The sequence below is a fragment of the Streptomyces sp. NBC_00996 genome (assembly GCF_045162675.1).
Lineage (GTDB): Bacteria > Actinomycetota > Actinomycetes > Streptomycetales > Streptomycetaceae > Streptomyces.
Genome location: NZ_CP108723.1, coordinates 463,088 through 477,670 on the forward strand (window position 1 = coordinate 463,088; position 14,583 = coordinate 477,670).

Sequence of the window (14,583 nt, forward strand, 5' to 3'; positions counted from 1 at the left end):
CAGGACCGTTCGGTCCCCGGCCTCGGCACACTGCCGTGCCGCCGGACCCGGCCATGCCGGTCGGCGCTCAGGAGTTCAGGTCCACTCCGTATCACGTGCGCCCGCCGACGAGTTCGCGCCGGGGACCAGCTCGGGCTCGACGCACACGAAGACCTACTCGGGCGAGGGTGCCCAGGAGCGCGGGCCGGTCCGGATGAGGCGCTCGTGCTCCTCGGGGTCCCTCACCACCGTGGCCGGCCCGGTGATGACGACGCTCCAACCCGAGTGCGCCGCCGCATCGACCTCGTCGACCTCGAAGGCAACCACCGCGCCATCGACGGCGCGGACCAACTCCGACGCCGCCGAGGTACGCAGCAGCACCGCGCCGTCACCGTCGAGAGAGAAGTTGACGGGCAGCACCGCAGGCAGGGCCTGACGTGTGTGGACGATGCGACCGAGGAGCGCCTTCGCCAGCAGACGCAGGCACTCCGCCCGCTCGAGTTCGCGGAAACCATCGTTGGGATACATGAGCCAGTCCGTCTCTCGCCCGGGTAGGACGCTGGAGCGTTTCGGCCATCGTCCGTCGGGCCGGGGCCAGGGCCGGGGCTGGGGCTGGGGTGAGGGTCCATCGGTCCGGGTCCGGCCGCAGAACGTCTCGCGTCACACGGTGATGCGTCGCCCTGTGACGACGAAGGGATCGATGCGCACCCACTGGTCGCGGCGCCCGCCGACCCAGGGTGCGCTGCAGGCACGGTCGGTGAGCCGACGCACCTCGTCGGGGTCCGTCACGGTCCGGGCACGGCCCCGCACCAGCACGCTCCAGCCCCTGCTGAACGCGTCGTCGATGCGGTCCACCTCGAAGGCGACCTGGCATCCGGACGCCAGCGACGGTGTGCTGCCGGGTTCGGTGCGGAAGACGATCGCGCCGTCTACGACGCTGTAGTTCACGGGCACGACGACGGGCCCGGAGACCGTGGGCACCGCGATCCGCCCCACTCCGTGCGTGGAGAGCAGGGCCCGGCACTCCGAGACGCTCAGCGACGTGAAGCTGGGACTGCGGGCGGCCTGCCCCACGCCGTCCGGCAGATCGGTGTCGCCGCCCGTGAGGTCCCGCACGGTGGTTGCCAGGACCTCGGCCGGCCGGAGCTGAACGCCCGAGCCGGGTGCGGCACCGGGGTGCTCCTCGAGGTACTGGAGGTAGCCCGGCGCCATGCCGGCGCGGGCGGCCGTCTCCGTCCGGCTCAGTCCGAGATCCGTGCGCCGTGCGGCGAGACGGCGCCCGAGATCGCCCAGCGCATGTTCCTTTGCCCTCCGAGACGGTGCCTTTCCCGCCATGGCCCATCACCCCCTCTCACCCGGCCGGGCGACACCCGGCGTCCGGATTGCCCAGCAGATCCAGGATGTCCGGATCCCGGTAGGTGGGCTTGGGCCGGTCGGCCCTCACTGTCCGGCCGGACGGAACCGCTCGGGAGCTGTGCCGGTCAGGTGTAGATGATCTGGCCGCCGGCCGCGTGCTCGTAGAACTCGCCGACGGTGATCACGCCCTGGACCTGGTCCACGAGGTCGTCCTTGTCGAGCTCGAAGAGGTCGACCGAGGCCTTGCAGGCGTAGATGCCCGCACCGGTGTCGGAGATCATCTCGATGAACTCGGGGATGGGAGGGATGTCGAGCTTGTCCATCTTGCGTCCCATGTAGTGGGTGACCAGGTCCGGGACGCCCGGCATGCCGCCCAGCAGCGTGGGCAGGTGCAGGCCGGGGTTGCCGACGGTGGCCAGCTTGATGTGCTCCCAGTGCTTCTTCGTAATGGCGTCCAGGCCGAAGAAGGTGAAGAACAGGTCGGCCTCGATCCCTTCGGCTCGGGCGCCGTTGGCCATGATCAGGGCAGGGTAGATCCCCTCCAGGGACCCCTTGGAGACGATGATCGAGACCTTCTCGATCGTGGCGGTGTCAGCCATGACGGAGTGCTCCTTCAGGTCAGATGCAGCCGCGGGGCTTGGGGATCCCGGCGATCTTCGCGGCGATCTTCGCGGGTCCCTTGGGGAAGAGCTGGTAGAGCTCCTTGACGCTCACGCCGGAGGTCTTGCCGAGGACGCGGACGGTCGGGCCGGTCCCCTTGGCGGCGTACTGCTCGCGCATGAAGCGGATGACCGTCCAGTGCCGGTCGCTGAGCGTCTCGATCCCCACCTCGCGGGCGATCTGCTCGGCCATGGACTCGGTCCACCGGCCGGGGTCGGTCAAGAAGCCCTCGTCGTCGACGGGGACGGAGACGGAATCGTAGGTGGCAGTGGGCATGACGGGGTCCTCTCCCCTCAGACGGGCATGTGGTTCTTGCCGCGCTCGGGCATCGCCGAGCCGATGCCGGGCAATTCCCGGCCGGGCAGCAGGCTGTGCCAGTACAGCCATTCGAAGGCGAGCTTGCCGAGGTGGCCCGCGTGCGACTCCTTCAGCAGCGGCAGGCCGACCGAGGCCGGGAAGTGGCCGGGCAGCGGCTCGGTGTCGTAGTTGAAGTCGATGAGCAGGGCCTTGTGGAAGCCGGTCTCGACGAAGCAGTTGGTGTGCCCGTCGAAGGAGGCGTCCAGCGGCTGTCCGGCGAGGAAGCGGCCGATGTTGTGCACCAGCACCTCGCCCTCGAAATGGGCCACCGAGCCCGCCTTGGACGCCGGCAGGCCCGCAGCGTCGCCGATCGCGAACACCTCGGGGCGGTGCGGGTGTTGGAGGGTGTGCGGGTCGACCGGGACGAAGCCCAGCTCGTCTCCCAGGCCCTCGGAGCATCCGACGTACTCCGCGCCTCCGTGCAGCGGCACGACCACCGCCAGGTCGAAGGGCACCGCGCGCTCGTCGTACGACAGCAGTCGGCCGCCCGGGCCGTCGACCTCGCCGAGCGTGAACTCGGTGACCAGCTCGATCTCCTTCTCCGCCAGCAGACCACCCAGCGCCTTCGCGGCGACCGGCTTGGTGAAGGCGGCGTCCAGCGGGGTGACGTAGCTCAGCTCGACCCGGTCCCGGATGCCCAGCCGCTGGAAGTACCAGTCCGCGAGGAAGGCGAACTCCAGAGGTGCCACGGGGCACTTGACCGGGAGGTCCGCCACGTCGATCACGACGCGGCCGCCGTCGAGGCGCTCCAGCGCATGATGCAGACCGACGGCGCCGGGCAGGTCGTAGAAGGTGAAGACCCTCTCGCCCCAGCCGGGGCCGGTCAGCCCCTCGGTCTCCTCCGGCAGCAGCCGCGCTCCGGTGGCCACGACGAGCACGTCGTAGCCCAGCCGGATGCCACCGTGGAGGTGCACCGTCCGCTCGTCCAGGTCGACCCGCTCGATCGGCGCCTGCTTGTAGTCGACGGCAGCGTTCAGCTGCCGCGGACGGGACCGGACCAGGTGGTGCGACTGGGCCAGCCCGAACGGCACGAACAGCAGGCCGGGCTGGTAAAGGTGGTCGTCGTCCTGGTCGACGACGGTGATCCGGTGCTCACGCTCGTCGTATGTGCGGCACAGGCGGTTCGCCGTCATGGTGCCGGCGGTTCCGCCGCCGAGAATCACGATGTGTTTGCCCATGGCGCCACTCTCGTACTGGAGGTGAGGCGGAGTCAGGGTTCATTGGTCCCCACCCAGGTACCCACTGGGGTATATCTGAGGCGTGTCTCCCGCATCGGCGGACGCAGTGGACGCAGAGATCGGGGCGCCGCCGCATCGCTGCGGCGGTGCCCCGATCCGGGACGCGTTGGTCACCGGTGTCGGAGGGACTGCGCGACCCGTGGTGCAGGGCCGAACCCGGCTATCGGTTCGGCACCTCCGCGTCCAGCACCGCATGCGGGACACGACGCGGGGTGGCGGGGCCCTGCGGGCCGTAGCCGAGCCGGATCAGCATCTGCGCGTGGCCGGTATGGTGGGGGTCCGGGCTCAGGCGGCGGCGCAGGTCGGGCCATTCCATCGGCTGATGCAGCAGGGACGCACGCAGTCCGAGGGCCGTGGCCACCAGCAGGACGTGTTCGAGCGCCTCTCCCGCGCGCAGCCAGTCCGTGCGCCGGTCGTGCTCGGTCCTGAGCAGGGCGATGGCCGGGGCGGTCTCGAAGTCCTGGGTGGGCAGCCACCCGGGGTGCCGTGCGGCGGTGAAGTCCCGCATGGGAATGCGTTCACGGGCGTCCTGCGGGCCGAGTGCCGTCTGCGGGAGGCCCGCGTCGAACGGTTCGCCCGGCTCCCGGTGCACCCAGCGGCGGCTCTCCGTGCCGCGATCGGCGTCGGCGCGGTTGCGGTGCTCGGCCTCCCCCGTCACGCGCAGCAGACGTACCGTCTCGGCGACCTCGGGGAAGGTCAGTGAGGCGCCTTCCGCCTGGGCGGCCTCGGCGAGTTCGGCGCGGGCCTGCGGCGCCAGGGGCCTGCCGGAGAACGGGAAGCGGCTGCTGTGCCTGCGCCAGATCGCCGGGTAGAGGTCGCCGCGGTGTCCCGTGGTGTGCCGGCCCCTCGATCCCGTGGGCCGGACGATGGCGAGCAGGCCGGGGTCTTCGGGTCGGGGCAGCAACCGCACGACGGGTGACCAGCCGAAGTGGGACACCGCGACGCGCAGGTTCAGGACGGACGCGCCCACCGACACATGGAGTGCACGGCCGACCGGATCCGCATGACGCAGGCTCCGCTCCGGGTCCGCGCGCACCTCGAAGGCGACGGTGTCGGGGTCCAGCCTGAAGCGCCAGGGCTGCGTGTTGAAGAACGACGGCGCGGCCACTGCGGCCGCTACGCAGGCCTCCAGGGTCTCGGCGTCGAGAGGCACGGATCGCATGGTGCCCTCCTCCCGCACGGGGCTCGGAACAGGTGGTGATGTCCTTCGAGAGTGGGCGCGCGGCGGCACCGCGGGTGAGGGGCCGATGGTCCCTGGCAGGTGGCCGGTCAGGCCACCGATGGCGACGGTGGCGGGGGCGGAGCGCACAGGTCCGCGGGCGGGCGGCTGCGGCGTCCCGGTGGGCGGTGACGGCGCGCGGCGACGGCGACGGCGACGGCGACGGCGACGGCGACGGCGACGGCGAGGCTGAACGGCCCATCCATCTCCCGGACTTGGCCCCGGTCGGCCCCACGGCTCCCCCCTGTCCGGCCCTTACCACGATGCGGGTGCGGCTGTCACCTTGCTCGAATGACGACGAGGAGGTGCGCACCGATGCGTACAGGCAGGCGAACGAAGAGGTGGCTGTGGCGGTGGCGGGCCAACCCGCTGCGCCGACGCGACGACGTTCTCGAGGCGTGGCTCGTGCTGGCCGTCTGGGCGCTCATCGCGGTGGGCGGCACGCTAGCCGGTGTGCTCACTGCCCGGGCCGCCGACGACGTCTTCGCACAGCAGCGTGCAGAGCTCACCCCCGTACAGGCCGTGCTCCTCGCGGACGCCCCGCGGGCCCCGGTGAAGGGCTACCGGGCCCTCGTGAAGGTCCGCTGGACCCTCGCGGACGGATCCACCCATACCGACAAGACCCTGGTGGACGGCGGACGAAAGGCCGGATCCACGATCGTCCTCTGGACGAACACGCAAGGAAACCTCACCGCTCCACCGCCGAGCGGCACGGATGCGTCAGTCGAAGCGGGATTCCTCGGAGTCGCATCGACCCTCGCCGTGACCGGCCTGGTGTTCGGCGCCGGGGGCGCCACCCGGTGGTGTCTCGACCGGCGGCGCATCGACCAGTGGGGCAGGGAGTGGGATCTGGTCGGCCCGCGATGGGGGCACAAGACGGGCTGACGGCGCGGCGCCGTTCGCTCGCCACCGCCGGTCAGGTCGAGGCCCCCACGTGCACCGCTGAGCCGGCCCCGGACGCAGGGACACACGTTCACACCCTGACGCCCAGATCCCGGAGTTGACCAGCAAAGCCGATCGTCTGCCGCGTGGGATGCAAGCTGATCACCTGGCTTGCCTGACGCCTGGCAGTGCCATCGGTCCTCACCTTTGCCCGCGGACCAGCCCGCATCGCTCCTCCCAATCCAAGATCTGGACCAGTCACGGGCCATGGCACCGCATGGAGCCCCTGACGTGCGCCATCTGTGCAGCTCAGCGGACGTCCCACCCGTGTACCACCAGCAGACGACGGCCTGCTCCACCTCCACAGCGCGTACGACGATGCTTCGGAAGGGGTTGGCGCAGTTGTCCCCGGCCACGGGATCGCCCAGCCCGGCGTCCCTGGCGGCCTCGGCCGCCACCGGGTGGAGCCACCGGCCGTTGACCGCGTAGCGGGCCAGTGGGCCGGTCAGGTAGCGGCGGCCGTCGAGCGCTGCGGTCAGAGCGGTGCTGTGCGGCACCTGCTCTTTGTGAACGTGCTGTTCGAGGTCGGACACGGGGAACTCTCGGGGCGCCGGCATTCGGCCATGGGGAGCGATGACCGTCGGTGTGCCGGAGTCGATGGCGTAGCGGCCCGGGTCGCGCGGTGCGAGCAGGTCATGGTCGCTGCCCGCGTCGGGGGAGTCGAACGCCGCCACCCGGCGGACGGTCTCCAGCGCGTCGTCGTGGGCCTGCCGCAGTCGTTCGGCCGGCGGACGCAGTTCTTCGGGCGCCGGTGTGTGGTAGAAGCCGCCGACACGGACGTTGACCGGATGGATGGGGCGTCCGCCCAGCTGTTCGAGGATCGCGTTGCCGGTCTGTTTGATCCGCAGGCCGCGCTCGACGGCTGCCCGATGGTCGCGAGCGAGGTCGACGGCATCGGTCCGGCCGCGGAAGTCGGGGGCGTGCAGCAGGTAGATGTGCAGGGTGTGGCTCTCGATCCATTCCCCGCAGTACAGCAGGCGGCCCAGCTCCGCGAGAGGCCCCTCCACGGTGACACCGCAGGCGTTCTCGATCGCCTGGCGGGCGCTCATCTGGTGGGCGACCGGGCAGATGCCGCAGATCCGTGCTGTGATGTCCTGCGGCTCGGCGTGGGCGCGCCCGATCAGGAAGGCTTCGAAGAACCGGGTTGGTTCGTAGATGCGCATTCGGGCGTCGGTGACCGTCTCCTCCTGTACGCACAGGTGCAGGGCGGCTTCGCCTTCCACTCGGGCCAGTGCGTCCAGCCGCAGGACGCGGGTTCCGCGATGGCTCACGCGGGCCTTTCCGGGTTGGTTTCTGTTCCTGCCCCAGCGGTGTCCTGCTCCTCGGCCGCGAGATCGGCCACGGGGGCATACTCCGGGGACGCGGCGTTGAAGGTGCGGAAGACACGCAGGATGTCCGCCTCACTCATTCCGTCGCGGCCGAGTTGCGCAACCATGGAACGCAGGTTGGGCCGGCTGGTCGGCCCGAAGCAGCCGTAGCAGCCGCGTCCGTAGGCGGGGCAGATGGCACCGCAACCGGCGTGAGTGACTGGGCCCAGGCAGGGGGTGCCATGGGCCACCGTGACGCAGGTCGTGCCGCGCCTCTTGCACTCGAAGCAGACGCTGTGGCTGGGAATCTGGGGTTTGCGTCCGACCAGGTGGGCGGTGATGACTTCGAGGAGCTGGCGGCGGTCGATAGGGCAGCCCCGGAGTTCGAAGTCGACCGGTACGTGGGCTGAGATCGGGGTCGAGGTCTCCAGGGTGGCGATGTAGTCCGGGCGGGCATAGACCGCGGCACGGAACTCGTCGACGTCCCCGAAGTTGCGCAGTGCCTGGATGCCGCCCGCGGTGGCGCAGGCGCCGATGGTCACCAGCCGCCGGGAGATGCGCCGGATGTGCTGGATTCGCTCGGCGTCCTCGGCCGTGGTGATCGAGCCCTCGACCAGGGAGAGGTCGTACGGACCCCGGCCGGCCAGCTCCGCGCGCCCCCCGTCGGGGCCTTCGGCCCCGGACATCTCCAGGAAGTGCTCGATCCGTACCTGCTCGGTGAGGCCGAGCAGTTCGTCCTCACAGTCGAGCAGGGTCAGCTGGCAGCCGTCGCACGAGGCGAACTTCCACACGGCGAGCGTGGGCAGGGGGTGGGAGTTCGCCGGTCCTCGGGCGTTGGGCCGTCCCGAGTCGCCGGCCAGTCCTCGCTCGGTTTCCATCTCACAACTCCCGTACGGCCAGCAGACGTTCCACGCGGTCGTAGCCGACGACCGGCCCGTCCCTGCACACCAGCAGCGGACCGAGCTGGCAATGGCCGCAATGGCCGGTGGAGCAGCGCATGTTGCGTTCCAGCGACACCTGAACGCGCTGCGCGGCGAGGCCTCGGCCCAGCAGGGCGCGTGCGGTGTGGCGCATCATCACCTCGGGCCCGCACACCAGCGCGTGGGTCCGGTCCGACCGGAGGGCGAACGCGTCCAGCAGGGTGGTCACGACCCCCACCGAGCCTTGCCAGCCCGGGCCGGGGCGGTCGACGGTCACCCCCACCTCGGCCCTGCCGCGCCAGCGTTCGACGTCCTCTTGGTAGATCAGGTCGCCAGGTGTACGGGTGCCCACCAGGATCCCCAGCCGACCGTAGGCGGCCGGCCGGTCCAGGATCGCGTGCACCACCGGTCGCAGTGGCGCCAGGCCGATGCCGCCGGCGATCACCAGCACGTCCTGACCGACTGCCGCGTCCAGGTCCCAACCGGTGCCGAACGGCCCGCGCAGCCCGACGGTGTCCCCCGGGCGCAGGTCGTGCAGGGCGGTGGAGACCGCGCCCACCGCGCGCACGGTGTGCACGAGCCCCCCGTACGGACCGTGCAGCGCACTGACCGAGATCGGCACCTCACCGACCCCGAACGCGTAGATCATCGCGAACTGACCGGGTGCGAAGGGCGGGAGTTCCCTGCCGGCAGGAACCAGTTCCAGCGAACGGGTGTCGACGGTCTCCGTCCGGGTCTCGGCGACCCGGTACGGCAGTGGCGGCGTCACGGTGCTCATGGCGGGCCACTCCCATGGGGTGCGTAGAGGTCCAGCAGCCTGATGCGGGTGGCTTGCAGGCGCTCGGCGACCACCTCGGTGAAGCGGCGCATCAGGGCGTATCCGAGTTCCGGGTCGGCCGCGCAGAGGGCGAGGACGTCGGTGGCGGGGAACTCCGTGGCTTCCACCGCGGTCACCGCCCGTGCACCGAGGTGCCAGCGGTACGGCGGGCAGATCCACGACCAGCCCAGCAGCTGACCCGCACCAAGCGTTTCTATGAGGGCCTCCGGCTGTCTGCCGGGAACGCAGATGTCGAGGGCGACCTCGCCCCTGCGCAGCAGCCAGAAGCGGTCGGCTTCCCCGCCCTCGTCGAACAGGCGCGTGCCGGCCGGGAACGACACGTCGTACCCGACGCCCAGCAGCCGTTCACGCTGTACGAGCGGGAGGAGGTCCAGAGGCGGCGGCAGCACGGTCACGGGGCCTCCCCCGATGTTCCCGACCGCGTCCAGTCGTGCAGGGCGGCCGCCTCCTCGGTGATGTCGATGCCCACCGGGCACCACACGATGCAGCGGCCGCAGCCCACACAGCCGGAGGAGCCGAACTGGTCGTACCAGGTGCCGAGCTTGTGGGTCATCCACTGCCGGTAGCGACTGCGCGGGGACGTACGGACGGGGCCACCGTGCAGCTGGGAGAAGTCCAGGTCGAAGCAGGAGTCCCACAACCGCCACCGCTCAGCGTGGTCACCAGTGAGGTCGGTGACGTCCTCGGTCGTGGTGCAGAAGCAGGTGGGACACACCATGGTGCAGTTGCCGCAGGTCAGGCAGCGCCCGGCAACGTCGTCCCAGCGGGGGGCGTCGAGTGTGCCGGCCATCAGGTCCCGCAGGTCGGCCTCGGGCATGGTCCTTCCCATCCGGTCCGCCGCGGCGGCAACGCCTGCGCGGGCCGCGGCACAGGTGGCGCGGTCTGCCGGGCGGACGGGCAGCTCGGCGAGGATCTCGTCGCCTTCCTGGCTGCCGCCGCGGATCCAGAAGCGGTGGCCGTCGTCATCGACCACCTCGGTGATCACCAGGTCACAGCCGGGAGGGGCCGCGGGTCCCGTGCCCATGGAGACACAGAAGCAGGTGCCGCCGGGCTCCGTGCACTCGACCGCGATGAGCAGCGCTCCCGCACGCCGCCCCTGGTATTCGGGGTCGCGGTGGGTCCCACCGGTGAGCACCCGGTCCTGAATGGCGATGGCCCGCGCGTCACAGGGACGCACCCCGAGGAAGGCGTACCGCGGCGGCGAGGTCTCCTCGGGCGTGAACACCGTCTCCTCGCCCACCCGATCGGCGCGCCACTGCCGCACCTTTGCCGGATGCAGGAACTGCTTCCACGACTGGGGGCCCGCCGCGTTCGCGAAGGCGGCACCGTCGGCCCGCTCCCGCAGCCGATACCTTCCGGCTTCGAGTTCCACGCCCCATCCGTGCGGCAGCTCGTCGGCCGAGTTCAGCTCGGCCAGCACGATCGCGCCGTCCCGCACGGTGGGGCCGACCACGGTGAAGCCGCGCCCGGCCAACACCTCAACCAGCGCGACCATGCCGTGTCTGTCCATCACCAACCCGCTGGACGCGGGAGGCGACGAGTCGTACACGTCGGGGTTTGCACTCATGACCGTTCTCCTTCGGCTCCGGGCCGGGCGGGTCGGGCATCCCCGGTGCCTCATGCAGTCCACGAACGCAGGATTTCCCGTCCTGCACCACATGGGTAGGGCCATGCGGGCCACGGCCCGGGTCCTTTCGTCCGCCCCTTCGGTCAGGCCGACGCCCTTCCCGCCGTCTTCACCAGTGCGGAGCCTCATAGGGCTCGACGGCCACACGCAGGGGCCGTTCGGCCCAGTGCGTGCGGGGCGGCCTGGACAGATGGTCGAAGAAGGCCGGCAGGAAGGTGGCTGCCATGCGGTGGGAAACGATCCAAAAGGACACAGCGCCTCGCGTCGAGCCGAATCTGAGCGACTACGAGAAGGTGTGTGCGGGCTTCACCTGGTCGGAGGCGCGCGCCGCGCTGCAGGGGCTCCCCGGTGGACGGGGACTGAACATCGCGCACGAGGCTGTGGACCGGCACGCGGCTTCGGACCATGCTGCGGCAGTCGCGCTGCGCTGTGTCGGGCGGGACGACTCCGTGACCTGTGTGACGTACGGGGAGCTGGCCCGTAACACGGCACGGTTCGCCAACGTGCTCCGGATCCTCGGAATCGGTCACGGCGACCGGGTGGCGACGCTGTTGGGCCGGTGCCCCGAGCTGTACACCGTGGTCCTCGGCACGCTCAAGAACACCAGCGTCCTGTGCCCCCTGTTCTCCGCCTTCGGACCGGACCCGGTCGCCATGCGCCTGACACTGAGCGACACGCAGGTACTGGTCACCACGGCGGAGCTGTACCGCAGGAAGGTCGCCGGGCAACGCGAGAGGCTTGCCACCGTGCGCCACGTGCTGATCGTCGGCGAAGGCGCGGACGAGCTGCCCGGCACGGTTTCCTTCGCCGCGCTGATGGCCGAGGCGGCCGACACCTTCATCATTCCGCCGACCTCGCCGCACGACATGGCCCTGCTGCACTTCACGAGCGGCACCACGGGCACCCCCAAAGGCGCCGTGCACGTGCACGAGGCGGCCGTCGCCCACTTCGCGACCGCGCTGTACGCCCTGGATCTCCACGAGGACGACGTGTTCTGGTGCACGGCCGATCCGGGCTGGGTCACCGGCATGTCATACGGCATCGTCGCGCCGCTCATGCACGGGGTCACAGTCGTGGTGGACGAAGGCGACTACGACGCCCGCCGCTGGTACCGGATCCTCGCCGAGCAGCGGGTCAGTGTCTGGTACACGGCGCCGACGGCGCTGCGGATGCTGATGCGGACGACGCCGCGCTCAGGGCCGTACGATCTGCCCCGCTCGTTCGACCTCAGCGCACTGCGGTTCCTCGCATCCGTCGGTGAGCCGCTCAATCCGGAGGCCGTGGTCTGGGGAAAGGACGTCCTCGGGCTACCGGTGCACGACAACTGGTGGCAGACCGAGACCGGCGCCATCATGATCGCGAACTTCGCCGCCTGTGAGATCCGCCCAGGGTCGATGGGGCGTCCGCTCCCCGGCGTGGAGGCGGCGGTGTTGCGGCGCGGCGAGGACGGCCGGGCAAAGAGGACCGAGGGCCACGTGACCGTACTGGAGGAGCCAGGCGTGGAGGGCGAATTGGCGCTCCGGCCCGGCTGGCCGTCCATGTTCCGCGGCTATCTGCACGACGAGCCACGCACCGCGGCGGCCTTCGCGGACGGCTGGTACCTCACCGGCGATCTGGTACGACGCGACGCGGACGGCTGGTACTGGTTCGTCGGGCGCGCCGATGACGTCATCAAGTCGGCGGGACACCTCATCGGGCCGTTCGAGGTCGAGAGCGCCCTGATGGAGCACCCGGCGGTCGCCGAGGCCGGGGTGATCGGCCGGCCCGATCCCGTCGCCGGGAACATCGTCAAGGCGTTCGTCACGCTGCGGCCAGGCTTCGACGCAACTGCTCAAACCCGGCAGGAACTGGTGGCCTTCGCCAGGCGCCGGCTCGGCCCGGCCGTGGCACCCCGCGAGATCGCCTTCGACCAGCACCTGCCCCACACCCGCAGTGGAAAGGTCATGCGCCGCCTGCTGCGAGCACGTGAACTCGGCCTGCCCGAGGGCGACATCTCCACCCTGGAACAGGTCGGCTCCTCCCAGGACACGACGGAGGCGTCCACATGAGCACCACCCGCGCTCCACGCAAACCCCGGCCCGCAGCCCGGTCAAACCGTCAGGCCGCGCACCGTCTGGCCCTGCTGGAGTCGATGCTGCGCGTCCGCCGGTTCGAGGAACGCTGCGTGGAGCTGTACAGCGCGGCCCGCATCCGCGGTTTCATGCACCTCTACATCGGCGAGGAAGCCGTGGCCGTCGGCGTCAACGAGGCCCTCACGGACGACGACGCGGTCGTGTCGACGTACCGCGAACACGGCCATGCACTCGCCCGCGGGGTCCCGGCCGAGGCGATCATGGCGGAGATGTTCGGCAAGGCCACCGGCTGCAGCCGTGGCCGCGGCGGCTCCATGCACCTCTTCGATGCCGGCCGCCGCTTCTACGGCGGCAACGCGATCGTCGCCGGCGGGCTCCCTCTCGCGGCCGGCCTCGCCCTCGCCGACCGCATGACCGGTCACAACCGGGTCACCTGCTGTTTCTTCGGCGACGGCGCCTTCGCCGAGGGAGAGTTCCACGAGACCGCCAACCTCGCCGCTCTCTGGGGACTGCCCCTGCTGCTGGTCTGCGAGAACAACCTGTACGCGATGGGCACGGCCCTGGCCCGTCACCAGGCCCAGACCGACCTCGCACTGCGTGCCGCCGCGTACGGCATGGTCTCCTGGGCCGTCGACGGCATGGACGTCTTCGCCGTCGAGGACGCCGCCCGGCGGGCGGCCGAAGGGGTGCATGCCGGAACCGGACCGCATTTCCTGGAGATGCGCACCTACCGCTTCCGCGCCCACTCCATGTACGACTCCGACCGTTACCGGGACAAGACCGAGATCGAACACTGGAAGGAGCGCGACCCGGTCGAAGGCCTCGCCCGGCGGATGCGGGAAGCGAAGGAGCTGACCGACAAAGCCCGCACCGCCCTGGAGGACCGTCTGTCGGCCGAGATGGACGGCGCCGTCGAGGCCGCCGAGCGGGCTCCCGAAGAGCCCGTCGAGGATCTGCTGAAGTACGTCACCAGCCCGGTGGAAGCGAGCCGACCATGACCACGACCCACACCCGTACCGCCGGGCCCGCCACGTCCTGCGACCAGAAGACGACCTATAGGGAGGCGATGCGCGAGGCCCTGCGCGAGGCCCTGCGCACCGACGAGCGAGTGTTCCTGATGGGTGAGGACGTGGGCCGGTATGGCGGCTGCTTCGGCGTCAGCCTCGGCCTGCTGGAGGAGTTCGGGCCCGAACGGATCCGCGACGCCCCGCTGTCGGAGTCCGCCTTCGTCGGCGCCGGTATCGGCGCGGCCCTGGCGGGCCTGCGGCCGATCGTCGAGATCATGACGGTCAACTTCAGCCTGCTGGCCCTGGACCAGATCCTCAACAACGCAGCGACCTTGCTGCACATGTCGGGCGGCCAGCTGCCCGTCCCGATCGTCATCCGGATGACCACGGGCGCCGGACGGCAGCTGGCCGCCCAGCACTCGCACAGCCTGGAGGGCTGGTATGCGCACATCCCGGGCCTGCGCGTGCTTGCCCCGGCGACCATCACGGACGCTCGCCACATGCTCGCCCCAGCACTGGCCGACCCCGACCCCGTGCTGATCTTCGAGCACGGCACCCTGTACAACGCCTCCGGCAGGCTGCCCAGCGAGACGGGCCCGGTCGACATCGACCACGCCGCCATTCGCCGACCCGGCACGGACGTCTCGTTGATCACCTACGGCGGCTCGCTGCCCAAGGCGCTGGCCGCCGCCGAAGACCTGGCGAGCGTCGGCATCAGCGCGGAGGTCGTGGACCTGCGCACCCTGCGTCCCCTGGACGACGCCACCATCGGCGACTCGGTCGCGCGCACGCACCGCGCCGTCGTCGTCGACGAAGGGTGGCGCACCGGCAGTCTCGCCGCGGAGATCTCCGCGCGCCTCACCGAACAGCACTTCTACGACCTCGACGCTCCCATCGAACGGGTGTGCAGCGCCGAAGTCCCCATACCCTACGCGCGCCGACTGGAGGAGGCTGCGCTGCCGCAGCCCGCCGCAATCGTCACGGCCGCACGCCGGGCGCTCGGCGAGCCCGTGCCGACCAGCGCGCACGAACCAGGTGCGGTCGCCGGGAGGTCGAGCTGA

The 14,583-nt window shown here is 70.8% G+C and carries 13 protein-coding genes and 2 pseudogenes; 3 read left to right on the forward strand and 12 right to left on the reverse strand.

Features of this window, described 5'->3' with window-relative positions; translation table 11 throughout:
- Positions 1-91: 91 nt before the first annotated feature.
- The 12 genes and pseudogenes from OG390_RS02370 to OG390_RS02425 form a co-directional block, all read right to left on the reverse strand.
- Positions 92-507, reverse strand: a pseudogene (locus OG390_RS02370) (pyridoxamine 5'-phosphate oxidase family protein).
- A gap of 132 nt (positions 508-639) precedes the next feature.
- A complete protein-coding gene (locus tag OG390_RS02375) occupies positions 640-1,314 on the reverse strand; it encodes a helix-turn-helix domain-containing protein (RefSeq protein WP_406164756.1) in 675 nt (224 codons plus the stop codon).
- 146 nt (positions 1,315-1,460) lie between these two features.
- The gene (locus tag OG390_RS02380; RefSeq protein WP_406164757.1) at positions 1,461-1,934 is read right to left on the reverse strand and encodes a DsrE/DsrF/DrsH-like family protein; all 474 of its coding nucleotides are present in this window, start codon (positions 1,932-1,934) and stop codon (positions 1,461-1,463) included.
- Between the two features lie 19 nt (positions 1,935-1,953).
- Complete coding sequence (locus OG390_RS02385; RefSeq protein ID WP_406164758.1) at positions 1,954-2,271, reverse strand: TusE/DsrC/DsvC family sulfur relay protein; 318 nt, start codon at positions 2,269-2,271, stop codon at positions 1,954-1,956.
- A gap of 17 nt (positions 2,272-2,288) precedes the next feature.
- Complete coding sequence (locus OG390_RS02390) at positions 2,289-3,530, reverse strand: NAD(P)/FAD-dependent oxidoreductase (RefSeq protein WP_406164759.1); 1,242 nt, start codon at positions 3,528-3,530, stop codon at positions 2,289-2,291.
- 220 nt (positions 3,531-3,750) lie between these two features.
- A complete protein-coding gene (locus tag OG390_RS02395) occupies positions 3,751-4,752 on the reverse strand; it encodes an Acg family FMN-binding oxidoreductase (RefSeq protein WP_406164760.1) in 1,002 nt (333 codons plus the stop codon).
- Positions 4,753-4,859: 107 nt separating this feature from the next.
- Complete coding sequence (locus OG390_RS02400; RefSeq protein WP_406164761.1) at positions 4,860-5,015, reverse strand: hypothetical protein; 156 nt, start codon at positions 5,013-5,015, stop codon at positions 4,860-4,862.
- A gap of 1,020 nt (positions 5,016-6,035) precedes the next feature.
- Positions 6,036-7,022 (reverse strand): annotated as a pseudogene (locus tag OG390_RS02405) (Ni/Fe hydrogenase subunit alpha); the annotation flags it as partial.
- Positions 7,019-7,936 carry an oxidoreductase gene (locus tag OG390_RS02410; protein WP_406164762.1) on the reverse strand — a complete coding sequence of 306 codons (918 nt, stop codon included), beginning with the start codon at positions 7,934-7,936 and terminating at the stop codon, positions 7,019-7,021. The gene OG390_RS02410 and the pseudogene OG390_RS02405, both read right to left, overlap by 4 nt.
- 1 nt (position 7,937) lies before the next feature.
- On the reverse strand, positions 7,938-8,756 hold the full coding sequence (locus OG390_RS02415) for an FAD/NAD(P)-binding protein (protein ID WP_406164763.1): 819 nt from the start codon (positions 8,754-8,756) through the stop codon (positions 7,938-7,940).
- Complete coding sequence (locus OG390_RS02420; protein WP_406164764.1) at positions 8,753-9,211, reverse strand: Crp/Fnr family transcriptional regulator; 459 nt, start codon at positions 9,209-9,211, stop codon at positions 8,753-8,755. Before OG390_RS02420 ends, OG390_RS02415 begins: the two co-directional genes overlap by 4 nt.
- Positions 9,208-10,383 (reverse strand): 4Fe-4S dicluster domain-containing protein, encoded by a 1,176-nt coding sequence (locus OG390_RS02425; protein ID WP_406164765.1) that lies wholly within the window; start codon positions 10,381-10,383, stop codon positions 9,208-9,210. Before OG390_RS02425 ends, OG390_RS02420 begins: the two co-directional genes overlap by 4 nt.
- 284 nt (positions 10,384-10,667) lie before the next feature.
- Between OG390_RS02425 and acsA the strand changes: the two genes are divergently transcribed.
- The 3 genes from acsA to OG390_RS02440 are packed head-to-tail and all read left to right on the forward strand — an operon-like array spanning position 10,668 to position 14,583.
- Entirely contained in the window at positions 10,668-12,491 is a 1,824-nt protein-coding gene (gene acsA, locus OG390_RS02430) for an acetate--CoA ligase (RefSeq protein ID WP_406164766.1), read from the forward strand.
- A complete protein-coding gene (pdhA, locus tag OG390_RS02435) occupies positions 12,488-13,513 on the forward strand; it encodes a pyruvate dehydrogenase (acetyl-transferring) E1 component subunit alpha (RefSeq protein WP_406164767.1) in 1,026 nt (341 codons plus the stop codon). The genes acsA and pdhA overlap by 4 nt, the downstream gene beginning before the upstream one ends.
- Positions 13,510-14,583, forward strand: a complete 1,074-nt coding sequence (locus OG390_RS02440) for an alpha-ketoacid dehydrogenase subunit beta (protein WP_406164768.1) — start codon at positions 13,510-13,512, stop codon at positions 14,581-14,583. Before pdhA ends, OG390_RS02440 begins: the two co-directional genes overlap by 4 nt.